11 protein-coding genes are annotated in these 13,691 nt (G+C 63.8%); 2 read left to right on the forward strand and 9 right to left on the reverse strand.

Features of this window, described 5'->3' with window-relative positions:
- The 9 genes from O7A61_RS27770 to O7A61_RS27810 all read right to left on the reverse strand — a co-directional run.
- Nucleotides 1–1,874: bifunctional metallophosphatase/5'-nucleotidase (locus O7A61_RS27770; protein WP_337132493.1), on the reverse strand; the 1,874-nt coding region annotated here is incomplete at its 3' end.
- Between the two features lie 189 nt (nucleotides 1,875–2,063).
- Nucleotides 2,064–2,444: a hypothetical protein gene (locus tag O7A61_RS27775; RefSeq protein ID WP_027146250.1), complete on the reverse strand. Its 381-nt coding sequence runs from the start codon at nucleotides 2,442–2,444 to the stop codon at nucleotides 2,064–2,066.
- Between the two features lie 187 nt (nucleotides 2,445–2,631).
- Nucleotides 2,632–4,077 carry a homospermidine synthase gene (locus O7A61_RS27780; protein WP_337132494.1) on the reverse strand — a complete coding sequence of 482 codons (1,446 nt, stop codon included), beginning with the start codon at nucleotides 4,075–4,077 and terminating at the stop codon, nucleotides 2,632–2,634.
- A 152-nt stretch (nucleotides 4,078–4,229) separates the two neighbouring features.
- Complete coding sequence (locus O7A61_RS27785; protein ID WP_337132495.1) at nucleotides 4,230–5,162, reverse strand: heme-dependent oxidative N-demethylase family protein; 933 nt, start codon at nucleotides 5,160–5,162, stop codon at nucleotides 4,230–4,232.
- On the reverse strand, nucleotides 5,159–5,446 hold the full coding sequence (locus tag O7A61_RS27790) for a YciI family protein (RefSeq protein WP_140712786.1): 288 nt from the start codon (nucleotides 5,444–5,446) through the stop codon (nucleotides 5,159–5,161). Before O7A61_RS27790 ends, O7A61_RS27785 begins: the two co-directional genes overlap by 4 nt.
- 19 nt (nucleotides 5,447–5,465) lie before the next feature.
- Entirely contained in the window at nucleotides 5,466–6,128 is a 663-nt protein-coding gene (locus O7A61_RS27795; protein WP_337132496.1) for an aminotransferase class IV family protein, read from the reverse strand.
- Nucleotides 6,077–7,231 carry an aminodeoxychorismate synthase component I gene (locus O7A61_RS27800; protein ID WP_442921124.1) on the reverse strand — a complete coding sequence of 385 codons (1,155 nt, stop codon included), beginning with the start codon at nucleotides 7,229–7,231 and terminating at the stop codon, nucleotides 6,077–6,079. The genes O7A61_RS27795 and O7A61_RS27800 overlap by 52 nt, the downstream gene beginning before the upstream one ends.
- Nucleotides 7,232–7,393: 162 nt before the next feature.
- Entirely contained in the window at nucleotides 7,394–8,173 is a 780-nt protein-coding gene (locus O7A61_RS27805) for a proton-conducting membrane transporter (RefSeq protein ID WP_337132498.1), read from the reverse strand.
- 358 nt (nucleotides 8,174–8,531) lie between these two features.
- Nucleotides 8,532–10,370: a M3 family oligoendopeptidase gene (locus tag O7A61_RS27810; RefSeq protein WP_337132499.1), complete on the reverse strand. Its 1,839-nt coding sequence runs from the start codon at nucleotides 10,368–10,370 to the stop codon at nucleotides 8,532–8,534.
- Between the two features lie 176 nt (nucleotides 10,371–10,546).
- On the opposite strand from O7A61_RS27810, the gene O7A61_RS27815 reads away from it, so the two are divergent.
- Nucleotides 10,547–12,082, forward strand: coding sequence for a sigma-54-dependent transcriptional regulator (locus O7A61_RS27815; protein WP_337132500.1), 1,536 nt, complete (start codon nucleotides 10,547–10,549; stop codon nucleotides 12,080–12,082).
- A 379-nt stretch (nucleotides 12,083–12,461) separates the two neighbouring features.
- Nucleotides 12,462–13,691: DUF882 domain-containing protein (locus O7A61_RS27820; protein WP_337132501.1), on the forward strand; the 1,230-nt coding region annotated here is incomplete at its 3' end.

Here is a 13,691-nt window from a genome sequence, read left to right on the forward strand (position 1 = left end):
GCGCCCGAAGCGGCGGCGGCCGGGGAGTGGGCGGTCTGGGGAGGCTTGGCCGGGTGGACGGGTGCCGGCGGCGACGTTGCCGTTTCCGTCAATAGGGCTGGGGGCCTGTTGGCGTAATCGCGGAAGTTGGAAGGAAGTTCGGGCATCGCCGGTGTGGACGGTGCGGCGGCTTTGCCCGGTGCCGGCGCGACCGGTGCGGTCTCCGCGGGCTTTGCTGGTTCGGCGGGCTTGGCCGGCTCGGCGGCGGGAGCTGCCGCTGTCGTCGCGGCGATCTCGGTGATACGGCCGTCGAGCTTTGGCGTATAAGGCCGGTGCGCGCCGAGATAGTCGGCGACGACCTGTTCGAGGCCAGGGCCGTAATCATAGGCATTCCTGGCCTTTTCGGCGAAGACCTTGTAGCCGTCGCCGCCCTGGCGGACATAGTTGTTGGTGGCGACCAGATAATCCTCGTCGGGATTGATCGGCGTCCAGGCGCCGTTTTCCATCACCTCCACCGACTTCACGCGGCCGGCATTGGGCGCGACCGACTTGTCGAAGGAATATTTGAGCCCCGCGACCTGCGGGAAGCGGCCGGCGCCGTCCTCGATCTGGCTGAGACCGGCTTCGAGCCCGGCGACCAGATCCTTGCCGGAAATCTGGAAGGTCGCCAACGTGTTCTGGAACGGCAGCACGGTCAGCACCTCGCCCATGGTGACGGTGCCCTTGTCGATCGAGGCGCGCAGGCCGCCACCGTTGGAGATGACGATCTCGACGCCCTGTCCCTTGACGCGGTCGAGTATGGCGTCGGAGACGAGATTGCCCATCTCGCATTCCTTGGCGCGGCAGCTTTCGCGGCTGCCGTCGATCACGTCGGTGGTCTCGGCCACTTCCTTGTTCTTCAGCGCCTCGATCGGCGCGCCGAGTTCCTTGATGCGGGCGAGCACCGCGGGATCGGGCGTGATCGACTTGTCGAGATAGATCGGGTCGCCGCTCGCCGATTTGACGACGCCATTGTCGTCGAACACCACCTTGAATTCGCCGAGATATTTCGAATAGGACGCCGCCTGCACCACCGGAACCTTGTAGCCGCCAGGGTTGTCGACCATCGTCGGGTAGGGGCCAGCCGCCTTCGGATCGGTGTTCGATAGCAGCGTGTGGCTGTGGCCGCCGACCACGACATCGATGCCGGGGATCTTGGCAATGATGTCGCGTTCCCTGTTGTAACCTATATGGGTGACGGCGATGATCTTGTTGACGCCTTCTCCCTTGAGTTTCTCGACTTCGGCCGTGATCGACTTGACGTCGTCCTCTATTGTGATGTTGGGGCCGGGGGAGGCGAGTTCGGGCGTGTCGTTGGTGACGGCGCCGATGATGCCGATCTTCTGGCCGCCGACCTCGACCACGATCGACGGCTTGACGCGGTCGCCGAGCTTGGACTGCGCGTTTGCCTTGACGTTGGCGCCGAGAACCGGGAACTTGATCATGTCGAGGAACGGCGCCAACGCCGTTTCGCCGTCGTCGAACTCATGGTTGCCGAGCGCCATGGCGTCGAACTTCATGTCGTTGAGGAACTCGCCTTCGACCTTGCCCTTGTACGTCGTGTAGAACAGCGAGCCTTGGAAATTGTCGCCGGCGCTGAGCAGCAACACGTTCTGGCCTTCCAGCTTTTTGCGTTCCTGGGCGATGGCGGTGATCAGCCGGCCGGCGCCGCCGATGCACTCGCCCTTGGCCTCCTCCTCAGCAGAGCAGGTCGACTCATATTTGTTGTTGCCTTCGATGCGGCTGTGCCAGTCATTGATGTGCAGGATGTTCAGTGTGTAGTCGGCAAAGGATGCCCCGGCCGACAGGCCAAGCGTCGACGCGGAAAGGGCGGCAATGGCGGCAAGCTTCTTCATCTTCGTCTCCCGGTAGGCTGATCGGACGCGTCTAACGCCCTTGCTTGACTGGGATATTACAGCCAGCGTTTCGATCATGTTCCCATCGCGTTCCGGCTGACGCAAGCGGAAATGCGGCGGTATTTCCAGGCGCAAAAAGGACGGCGACCAAGCGGCCGCCGTCCTTTGTGACTGGAATGTTCGCCGGGTTCAGGTGCGCCGCGTCAGCACGAAATTCTGGCCGGCGGAGCTGGTGCAGTTGAGCTGGCTGGTAGACACCATCAGGCAATTGAAGCTCACCGGGGTTTGGCGGATCAGCGAGGTGCCGTTGATCTGCACCGACGTGGCGCCGGTCATCGTGTAGCTGCCGTCGGCAAGCTTCTGTCCCGTGTCGGTGGCGACGGTCGTGAAGGTGCCGCCGCCGGTGAAGGTCGACAGGCCGGTACCCTTGGCATCGATCCAGGAACCTTCGACGCCTTTCGGCGTGGCAGCCATCGGCGGCTGGTCGGGACCGCTGGTGGCACAGGCAGCAAGCATCGAGGCAAGGGCACCCGCCATACCCATCGAAAGAACTTTGCGCGCAATCGTCATATGAAATCCTCTCCAAACGCGTCGGTCCAAAAATCGGGCCGATTTCTGGGAAGCACGACGCGAACGTCCAAAGTGCTGGGGTATGCTTCAAGCGTCCAACGGACGCACATCGCCACCCCAGGCCGCATCCCTTCAATCGCCCGATTTCCGGGCGATTGCAAGGCAATGACACATGGTCCGGGTGATGCTATCGGACGAGGATGTTGCGGAATTGCCACGGGTCGCTGCGGTCGAGGTCTTCCGGGAAAAGGCCCGGGCGTCTGTCGAGCGGCGTCCAGTCGGTATAGTAGCCCTTGACCGGTCCGAGATAGGGCGACTGCACGTCCAGGCAGCGCTTATAGTCCATCTCGTCGGCCTCGACGATGCCGGCGGCTGGATTTTCCAGCGCCCAGACCATGCCGGCCAGAACCGCCGAGGTGACCTGCATGCCGGTGGCGTTCTGATAGGGGGCCAGCTTGCGCGCCTCGGCAAGCGACAGCTGGGAACCGTACCAGTAGGCATTCTTGTCGTGGCCATAGAGCAGGACGCCGAGTTCGTCGACACCGTCGACCAGTTCGTTCTCGTCGAGCACGTGGTGCACCGGCTGCGGCTTGCCGGCGGCACCGAACATCTCGTCCAGCGACAGCATGGCATCGTTGCAGGGATGATAGGCGTAGTGGCACGTCGGGCGGTATTGAACCTTGCCCTTCTTGGAGTGCACGGTGAAGAAATCGGCGATCGAGATCGCCTCGTTGTGCGTCACCAGCAGGCCATATTGCGGTCCCGGCGTCGGGCACCAGGAGCGCACGCGGGTGTTGGCGCCAGGCTGCTCCAGATAGATCGCGGCCTTGGAGCCGTGCTTGTGCTTCTTGCCGTTCTTGGGCATCCAGGTCTCATGCGTGCCCCAGCCGAGCTCGGCCGGCTGCAATCCCTCGGAGATGAAGCCCTCGACCGACCAAGTGTTCCAGAACACATCCATCGGCTTGGGCTTCTTGGTGCGCTGGGTGTCGCGTTCGGCGATGTGGATGCCCTTGACCCCGGCCTTCTTCATCAGTTTCCCCCAGCCCTCGCGGTCTTCCTGCGCCGGCTCGGAGAACTCCATGCCAAGATCGGTGGCCAGATTGACCAGCGCCTGCTTGACGAACCAGGACACCATGCCGGGATTGGCACCGCAGGTGGAGACGGCGGTGGCGCCGCCGGGCTTGTCGTGCTTTTCCTTGAGCAGCGCCTCGCGCAACGCATAGTTGGTGCGGCTGGCATTGTCGGCCTTGGCGTCGAAATAGAAGCCAAGCCAGGGCTCGACGACGGTGTCGATGTAAAGCACGCCGAGCTTGCGGCAGAGTCGCATCAGGTCCACCGAGCCGGTGTCAACCGACAGGTTGACGCAAAAGCCCTGGCCACCGCCATTGGTCAGCAGCGGCGTCAAAAGCTTCTTGTAATTCTTCTCGGTCACCGCTTCCTGGACGAAGGTGATGCCGCGCTCGTCGAGCAGCTTGCGATCGGTATCGCGCGGATCGATGACCGTCATGCGCGACTTGTCGAACTTGAAATGGCGTTCGATGAGCGGCAGCGTTCCGTGTCCGATCGAACCAAAGCCGATCATCACCACGGGGCCGGTGATCTCACCGTAAACGGGCCAGTTTTCATTCGCCATTTTATCGAGCACTCCTTCAACTGCGTGCAAAAGCCCGGCAACGACGTGCAAAGACCGAGCAACCGCTTGCAAAAACCGGGCATTTTCGCTCAACGGCCATGCGCTACATCACAGATCATTGTCATAAACCAGCGAAAACCGCCAACCCGCGACTACGCGTCCTTCGCCATGTGGTTAAGGACAGCAGTCAGCCGATCGCGATCCGACGTCAGCCCCTTGTAGTCAAGCTGCGTCTGGTCCAGCGCATTGAGCTGGTCGGCGAAGGAGACCGCCAGCGTTGCCCGTTCCGGGTGCCGCGCCAGCACGGCGAGCGGGTCGAGATGAATGCGGATGGTGAACAGGATATCGCGCGAAGCCGGCAGTTTGCGCAGCGTCTGACGTTCGACGCGGATGAAGGCGTGCGCCTTGACGTCACCGTCGGGGAAACGCGTCGGCCGGCTGGTGGCGCGGTCGATGCGCTCGACATTGGACAGCGGATGGTAGAGCGCGTCGCCTGACTGGATCGACCAATTGTAACGCTCGACGGCCTGGCCCTGCAGGCCATCGAACATTCGGTTGATGAGATCGGCCGGCCTTGTGCCCGGGCCGAAGCCCGGCACCGGCTCATGGATCCGCTGCAGCGGCTTGCCGAATTTTTCGGTAAGCGCCCAGGACGAGGGGAAACACAGCGAACCCGCGGCCAGACGCCAGCCGTCTTCGCCCCGCCGCATGAGGATCAGGTCTTCCTGGACCAGCAGCGAGGCCGCGACCAACGGAGCGCCGGCGAGGCTGGAAGGGATGGCGGGATGGCTCGTCGTGCCCACGACCGCAACGCCCGCATCGCTGCGCCGGTGGGTGTCGGGAAATCTTTCCCGCAGGTAGGCGCCGAGCAAGTCGAGCACCTCTTGCTGGGCAGCGCGCGTGCCGTCCTCCTCGACGAAGACGCGCGCGGGGATTTCGTCATAGAGCCGGCGCTTTTCGGCGAGATAGGGCAGCAGGTGACCGTCGACCTCGATCCAGTTCGCGGGGTCGAGCGGCTTCAGCCCGATGGTGAAGAGTTTCGACGAGCCGTCATAGGGTGTGTGGGTAGGTTGCCGGAAACTCATGCCTCTTTGAACGAGCCCAAACCGGCGGCGGTCATCCGCGCCGTGAATTCGGTGATGTCGTAGTCGGCGGCGCCCGCCTGGGCGAAAGGATCGGCTGCCAACCTGGCATCGAGCACTTCGCGGGAGCAGCGTGCGATGATGACGCCGCCGGTTCTTGGCCGCTTGGGCCCGGACGCAACGAAGATGCCTTCGGCATAACAGGCTTCCAGCCATTCGATATGGCCTGGCGCCAAGCGGTCGATCTCGGTGAGCGGCACCTTGTAGTTCAGCGACACGACGAACATTGCATTCTCCGGGCTTGGGTCACGCCAGCCTGGCGGGGATCAGCCCGCGCAGCGAATTGCCGACGAACAGCGCCTTGGCGGATTTCAGGTCATCCAAGCTGTAGATCGCTTCAGTGGCGCGGCCTTCATCCAGAAGCACCGCGCGCAATACGCCAGGCAGCAGGCCGCAATCGAGCCGGGGCGTCGCCAGGATGCCGTCGCCGAAATCGGCGAAGACATTGGTGATCGTGCCTTCGCAGATTTCGCCGCGCTCGTTGGCCAGCAACACCTCATCGGCCTGGGTGATGAGATATTCGGAGCGGGCATGGATGTAGAGCTGCCGCCGGCTGGTTTTGTGGCGCAGCAGCATGTTGCTCGAATCGAGCCTCGTCCGTGCCAGCCGCAGCGCCCACACCTTGTCGGCGGCAAGCGGTTCATAGGGCTGCGCCGAGGCGTTGGCCGCGCCATCGCGCGACAGAGCGAGCCGCGTGCGCATGGCGATGGGTGATCGATCGACCGCGCCACTCAGGGCTTCGCCGACCTTTTGCGGATCATGGCTGAAGCCCAGTTCCGCCGCCGATCCATAAAGACGCGCAAGATGGCGATCGAGGCGCAGGAAACCCGAGGCGGGTTCCCAGCGCATGGTCTCGATCAGCTCGAAATCGGCGGCGTCCCCGTCGCGAAGCGGGCTTTGAGCAGACATTCCTGGTACTCCTCTTCCGCGACCGAATCGAAGACGATGCCGCCGCCGACATTGTAGACGGCCTCGCCGCTGGCAAAGAGCGAGATGGTACGGATCGCCACGGAAAAGCGCATCGTGCCGCCGGGCGCGATCCAACCGATGGCGCCGCAATAGACGTCGCGGGGCGTGCCTTCCAGATCGTGCAGGATCTCCATGGCGCGGATCTTCGGCGCGCCGGTGATCGAGCCGCAGGGAAACAGCGCCGCGAAGATCTGGCGTATCGAGAGGCCGGGCAGCAGCTGGGCCCTGACGTCGCTCACCATCTGGTGCACGGTCGGGTAGGTCTCGATGCGGAACAGTTCCGGTACCTCCAGCGTGCCGACCTCGCTGATCAGCGATATGTCGTTGCGCAGGAGATCGACGATCATCCGGTTCTCGGCCTGGTTCTTCTCGTCGTTGCGCAGGAAATTCTTCTGCCGCTCGTCCTCGTCCCTTGTCGCGCCGCGCGGTGCGGTACCCTTCATCGGGTGCGTCTCGATCCTCCCCGCCGCATCGATCTCGAAGAACAGTTCGGGCGAGCGCGACAGAACGATTGGATCGCCGAGCGCGACCAGCGCGCCATATTTCACCGGCTGGCGTTCGGTCAGCGCGTCGAAGGCGGCGAGCGGATCGCCGGACCATTGCGCGTGCACCGGAAAGGTGAGGTTGCCCTGGTAGCAATCGCCTTGCCTGATGTGCCGGTGCAGCCGCGAGAACCGCTTCTCGTAGTCCTCGAACGACCACGTCGCCCTTGCATCGAAGATCGGGCCGTTGGTCGGCGTGCTTGGCGGCGGCACCGCCTCTTCATCGGGAGCATCGAAGACCCCGAGGCAGACCAGCGGGGCCCGGCGCCGGCCCGGGAGCAGGGGAACGAGTTTCGGCTCGAGCAGGTAACCGGCCTCGTAGGAGAAATAGCCGGCGAGCCATTTGCCGGCGTCGTGCGCGGCCTGCGCTGCTTGCAACGCGGCCGGGAAATCCTTGGCCTCATGCGCGACGATAACATCGGCCGGCCGCTCGAAAACGAGCTGGCGCGCGCTTTCGTCGTTGCGGAAAATTGCGGCTGGCAGGGACATGGGAACCGGGATCGATGTAGCCGACGATCGCTCTATATGGGGGGCCGGGCGCACGCAATCGAGGGAACGGCACGCTGTCCCTCAAAGCCGACCTTTGCCGCATCGAACCTTGCGATCAAAAAGAAAGCGGCGGCGCCCTTGGCGCCGCCGTGACATCGTCCCTGTATCCATCGCTCAGGTGTTGCTGGCGGTTCCGGCAGTCGGAAACTGCCTGGCGAATTCGGCCTCGTTGCCGGCGGCGAGCAGCTTGGCCTGCTCGATCCAGCGTTCGCGCGCGATGCGGCCGTCGAAGTTCATGACGTCCTCGATCCGCTTGATGTCGGCTGATGTCCAGGCGGCGATCTGGGCGAAGCTGGTAACGCCTTGCGCCTTGAGCAGCTTTTCGTTGACCGGGCCGATGCCGATCAGCCGGCGCAGATTGTCGGGCTTGCCCGACGCCGGCTTGGCTGCTGCTGTTGCGGCCTTCTTTGCGGCGGGCGCTGCCTTGGGCGCGGCCGAGGTCTTCGCCGGAGTTTTGGTCGCTGGAGCCTTGGTCGGCGAAGCCTTGGGCACCGCTGCCGAAGCGGTTGCGGATTTGGCCGCCGCGGGCTTCGGCGCCGTCTTTGCCGGGGCGGCCTTCGCGGCGGCTGGCTTGGCTGTCGCCGGAGCGGATTTGCCAACGGCAGGCGTCGACATCAGAGCTGCCGGTGGTTGACTTGACGCCTTTGCTCCGCCAGCGCCCGACGAGGCCTGCGCCTCGCGCAGCTGACGCTCGAGATCGGAGCGGGTCTTGCCGCATGCATTGAGTTCGCCGGTCAGGCGGTCGCTGTCGGCGCGCAGCTTGTCGCGCTCGCTGCGGGTGCGATCGACGTCGCCGCGCAAACTGTCGAGTTCACCGCGCAGACGCCCCCAGATGAACCAGCCGACCAACACGCCTACCAGGAACGCCAGGATCACGTAGAAAAAAGTGCCCATTGTCTCTCTCCAGTCAGATCCGTCTGCCGTGGGTCAAGACCTTCGGCGCAGGACTACTCGATGATGGTTCCGCGGTTCGCGGAACAGCCGGCTTCGGTTCGAGCTGTCGGCGATCGGCTTTGCCTGCCCATGGCCAACGGCCGTCGTCGCGTTCGCCTGAGCGCACGGCCGGCCGGGACTTTCCCTCGCCGATCCGCATGCGCTCCGGCTGAGCTTAAAGGGAAAGCTACCATAGAGCTTGCGGAAAGCTATGGGAAAACGTCCGTGGAGAGTTCTTCAAGAACAAATATTTAGGGCAAGAATAGCGCGGCCCAAACATGCATTCCGGCTAAACTGTTCTTGCCGGGCGAGAGGCGACTCAATCGTCCAGCGTTTCCAGTTCGTCGATCAGGCCGCCGATCACGGCGAGCCCGATCTGCCAGAAGGCGGGGTCGGTGGCGTCGAGACCGAAAGGCGCCAGAAGCTCCGAATGATGCTTGGTGCCGCCGGCACGCAGCATCTCGAAATATTTGTCCTGAAAGCCGCGCTCGGCATTCTGGTAGACCGCATAGAGCGAGTTGACCAGACAGTCGCCGAACGCATAGGCATAGACGTAGAAGGGCGAGTGGATGAAATGAGGGATGTAGGTCCAGAACACCTCGTAACCCTCGCGCAACTTGATCGCCGGCCCCAGGCTCTCGGCTTGCACCTCCAGCCAGAACTGGCCGAGCCTGTCGGATGTCAATTCACCGTTGCGACGCTCGGCATGCACCTTGCGCTCGAATTCATAGAAGGCGATCTGGCGTACCACCGTGTTGATCATGTCCTCGACCTTCTGGGCGAGCATGGCTTTGCGCTCGCGCCGGTCGGTGGTCCGCTCGAGCAGCGAGCGGAAGGTCAGCATCTCGCCGAAGACGGATGCCGTCTCCGCCAGAGTCAGCGGCGTCGAGGCCATCAGCGCGCCCTGGCCGGCGGCCAGCACCTGATGCACGCCGTGCCCGAGTTCATGCGCCAGCGTCATCACGTCGCGCGGCTTGCCCATGTAGTTGAGCAGCACATAGGGGTGAGCCGATGGCACGGTCGGGTGGGCAAAGGCGCCGGGAGACTTGCCCGGACGCACCGGCGCGTCGATCCAGTTGCGGTCGAAGAAGGTGCGCGCGATCTCGGCCATCTCGGGCGAGAAGCGGTGATAGGCCGACAGCACGGTGTTCCTGGCCTCGTCCCAGCCGATCACCGCCTGCGGCGTCTCCGGCAAGGGCGCGTTGCGGTCCCAGTGGTTCATCACCTCCATGCCGAGCCAGCGCGCCTTCATGGCGTAGTAGCGGTGCGACAGGCGCGGATAGGCCTCACGCACCGCGGTGGCGAGCGCATCGACCACGCCGCGCTCGACGCGGTTGGCGAGGTGGCGTGAATCGGCGATGTCCTCGAAACCGCGCCAGCGGTCCGAAATTTCCTTGTCCTTGGCCAGCGTGTTGGTGATCAGCGTGAAGATGCGCAAATTCTTGCGGAAGGTCGTGGCCAATGCCTCCGAGGCGCGCCGGCGAACCTCGCCATCGGCATCCTGCAGCCGGTTGAGGGCCGGCTCCAGCGTCAATTCCTCGCCGTCGACATCGAAGCGAAGATCGGTCATCGTCTCGTCGAACAGGCGGTTCCAGGCGCCGCGCCCGGTGATCGATTTTTCGTGGAAAAGCTGCTCGACGCGGTCCTCGAGCTGATAAGGCTTGTCCATGCGCAGATCGAGCACCCACGGGCGGTAATGCCCGAAGGCGGGGTCGCTGGCCAGCGCGCCTTCGATCGCCGCATCGTCGATCAGGTTCAGCTCGAGCGCGAAGAACAGAAGATGCGCGCTGGCGTCGGTCATCTTCTCCTGGATGTCGCCATAGAGCTTGGCGCGCTGCGGATCGGCGGTGTTGCCGGCATAGACGAGGCCGGCATAGGAGACGATGCGGCCGATCAGTTCCTCGAGTGCCTCGTAGGCGGCAAGCGCCTCGCCCAGCCTGCCGGCGCTGCCGCGCCCGGCCTCGGCGGCTAGCGTGCCTTTCCAGCGGGCCTCGAATACGATGGCGTCGGCGGCCGCTTTGGCAATGTCGCGCTTCAGTTCCGGCGCCGCTATGCCGGCATAAAGATCGGCGAGGTTCCATTCCGGCAGATCGCCAAGCGCGGCCGCCGCACCCTGACCGGACGCTGGCGCCGCAATCCGATCAAACATCATGCGCATCGACATACCTTCTTTGAATCAAGTGGCCTGAGTTGAATCAAGTGCCAGACTCAACGGGAATGGAGAAGCCGGTCAAATCCTAAGGAATTCGTTCACCGGGTTTTTTGAAACCTTATTTAGAACCCTGTGCCAAGATGATCCATGGGGAATTCGGGCTCGGGCAAACCAAGACAGTCATGACAGGTTCCATACTCATAGTCGATGACGATCCCGTGCAGCGCCGGCTGCTCGAGGCGGCGGTGACGCGGTTCGGCCATATCGCAATCATCGCCGATGGCGGTGCCGCCGGCCTCGAAGTCCTCGACGGGCCTGGCGCCCGCGATGTCTCGGTCGTGATCCTCGACCTTGTCATGCCCGGTCTCGACGGCATCGGCGTGCTGAAGGCGATGCGCGAGCGCGACATCAGCGTGCCCGTCATCGTGCAGACCGCACAGGGCGGCATCGAAACCGTGGTTTCGGCGATGCGCCACGGCGCTTTCGATTTCGTCGTCAAGCCGGCTTCGCCCGACAGGCTGCAGGCCTCGATTTCCAATGCGCTCAAGGTCGAGGCGGTCGAGGGCGAGGTCAAGCGCACGTCGCGCAAACGCGGCGGGCTGCTGACCTTCAGGGACATGATCACCCACAGTCCGGCCATGGACAAGGTGATACGCCTCGGCCAGAAAGCGGCGGCCTCCAACATCCCGATCCTGATCGAGGGCGAATCCGGTGTCGGCAAGGAGCTGGTGGCGCGTGCCATCCAGGGCAGCGGCGACCGCCGCTCGAAACCGTTCGTCACCGTCAATTGCGGCGCCATCCCCGACAATCTGGTGGAATCCATCCTGTTCGGCCACGAGAAAGGCTCGTTCACCGGCGCCACCGACAAGCACACCGGCAAATTCGTCGAGGCGCATTCCGGCACGCTGTTCCTCGACGAGATCGGCGACCTGCCGCTCGACGTCCAGGTCAAGCTGCTGCGCGCCGTCCAGGAGGGCGAGGTCGATCCGGTCGGCGGCCGCTCGACCGTCAAGGTCGACATCCGGCTGATTTCGGCGACGCACCGCAACCTCCTGCAGCAGGTCAAGGACGGCAAGTTCCGCGAGGATCTGTTCTACCGGCTCAACGTCTACCCGATCTTCGTGCCGCCGCTGCGCGACCGCCGCGACGACATTCCCCATCTGGTCACGCATTTCATGGAAAAGGTGGCGCCCGCGGACCCGCGCCATCGGCTGAAAGGCATTTCGGCGGCGGCACTCGCGGTGCTGCAGGCCTATGACTGGCCTGGCAACATCCGGCAGCTCGAAAACGCCGTCTTCCGCGCATCGGTGCTGTGCGAAGGCGATGTGCTGACCGCCGATGATTTCCCGCAGATCCGCGCGCAGGTGGAAGGCACTGTCAATCTTGAGGTGGACGACACGTTCGAAGCAAGCGGCGCTGCGCCGCCGCTGGCGCCGCGCGACGAGGACGTCGTGCCCGACGAGACCGCTCCGGCAACTGTGCAGCCGGCCGGGGCGCAGCCCCGCTTCGGCACGCTGCGGGCGCTCGACGAGCGCGGCAATGTGCGTGCGCTGGCCGATGTCGAACTCGAAATGATCAAGCTCGCCATCGATCACTACAACGGCCAGATGAGTGAGGTCGCCCGCCGGCTCGGCATCGGCCGCTCGACGCTTTACCGCAAGCTCAAGGAATACGGCATCGACCCGGAAACCGGCCGCGTCGACAGGCTTGCATCCTGAACCGCAAGGCCGGGACCAGCTTCCCTCGTCATTATGTGGGCTGACAGAGTGCCTTCCCGGACTATCGCGGGTCGGAGGCGGCACTCGATGTGGGTATTGTTCACGCATTGAGGCCAGTGGTAACAGATCGTGTTCGGCCAAAGCCGGAATCCTGATCTAAACCAGCGGTTTACCAAGAAACCGCGCGGACAATTTTTGACGGGATATCGCCACGGTGTTACCGCATTTCAGCTTCAATAAGCGATGATTAACCATTAGGATCGATATTCGGATGTGAAAACGACACGTCCGTTTGGGCAAATCCGGGGACAAACGGCAGCCTGCAAGGCCTTTTGATTTGAACAGAATCGAACGACTCACAAACGGGCGGCACTATCATTTGAGCGTCTGGCCGAGATGGTTGGCGGCGGTGATTGTCGCATTTGGTTTTGTTGCCGCGGCCGCCACGGGCGCCCAGGCCGAAGTTCGTTCGCTAAAGCTCTACCACCTCCACACGCACGAGAAGGCAGAGATCGTCTACAAGCGCAATGGCCGCTACGTTCCCGAGGGCCTGAGAAAGATCAACATCATCCTGCGCGACTGGCGCCGCAACGAGCCGACCAAGATGGACCCGCGTCTGCTGGATCTGGTCTGGGAGGCTTATCGCGAAAGCGGCGCCACCGATTATATCCAGGTCGTCTGCGGCTACCGCTCGCCCTCGACCAATTCAATGCTGCGCAGCCGCAGCCGCGGTGTCGCCGAGAAGAGCCAGCATATGCTTGGCAAGGCGATGGATTTCTATATTCCCGGCGTGCCGCTAAAGAAGCTGCGCAACATCGGCCTCAAGATGCAGGGCGGTGGCGTCGGCTATTACCCGACCTCCGGTTCGCCGTTCGTCCACATGGATGTCGGCAATGTGCGCCACTGGCCCGGCATCAGCCGCCAGGAACTGGTCAGCCTGTTCCCCAATGGCAAGACGCTGCATGTGCCGAGCGACGGCCGGCCGCTGCCCGGCTATGAACAGGCGCTGGCCTCCTACCAATCACGCAAGGGTTCCGGCACACCGAATATCGAGATGGCCAGCGCCGGCGGCAGCGGCAAGAAATCCGGCGGGTTTCTCTCTGCGTTGTTCGGCGGCGGTGGCGACGACGAGGCCGACGACAGCGCCGACGTGGAGACCGCTTCGGCCGCACCTGCGCCCAAGGCTAGAAATCTGAAGCCGGCCGCCGCCGCCAAGAGCAGCAACGTGCCTGGCATCGCCATCGTGGCCCCTGAGAATGCCCAACGCGCCGACATTCCGCAGGTTGCCGACGAGCAGGCTCCGGAACCGGAGAAGGACACGCCGGAGACGATTATCGCGGCGCTGCCGGCCAAGGAAATACCGCTGCCCGATTTCGCGCCGCGGCCGAAGGCCGATGTCGGCGCGCAGCCGCCTGAGAATGTTCCCTTCGCCACGGCGGATGCGACGGCCACCACCGAACAGGCAGTGGCGACGGCTCAGGCACCGGCGAACATGCCTTTCGGCAAGTCCGATCCGGCAGCCATCGCGGAAGCCGCGGCCGCCGATCCGGCGCAGGTCGCCGTCAACAACATCCCACTGCCGACATGGCGCCCCGAGCGCTCGCTGCCG

It is taken from the genome of Mesorhizobium sp. Cs1321R2N1 (genome assembly GCF_037179725.1).
Taxonomy (GTDB): domain Bacteria; phylum Pseudomonadota; class Alphaproteobacteria; order Rhizobiales; family Rhizobiaceae; genus Mesorhizobium; species Mesorhizobium salmacidum.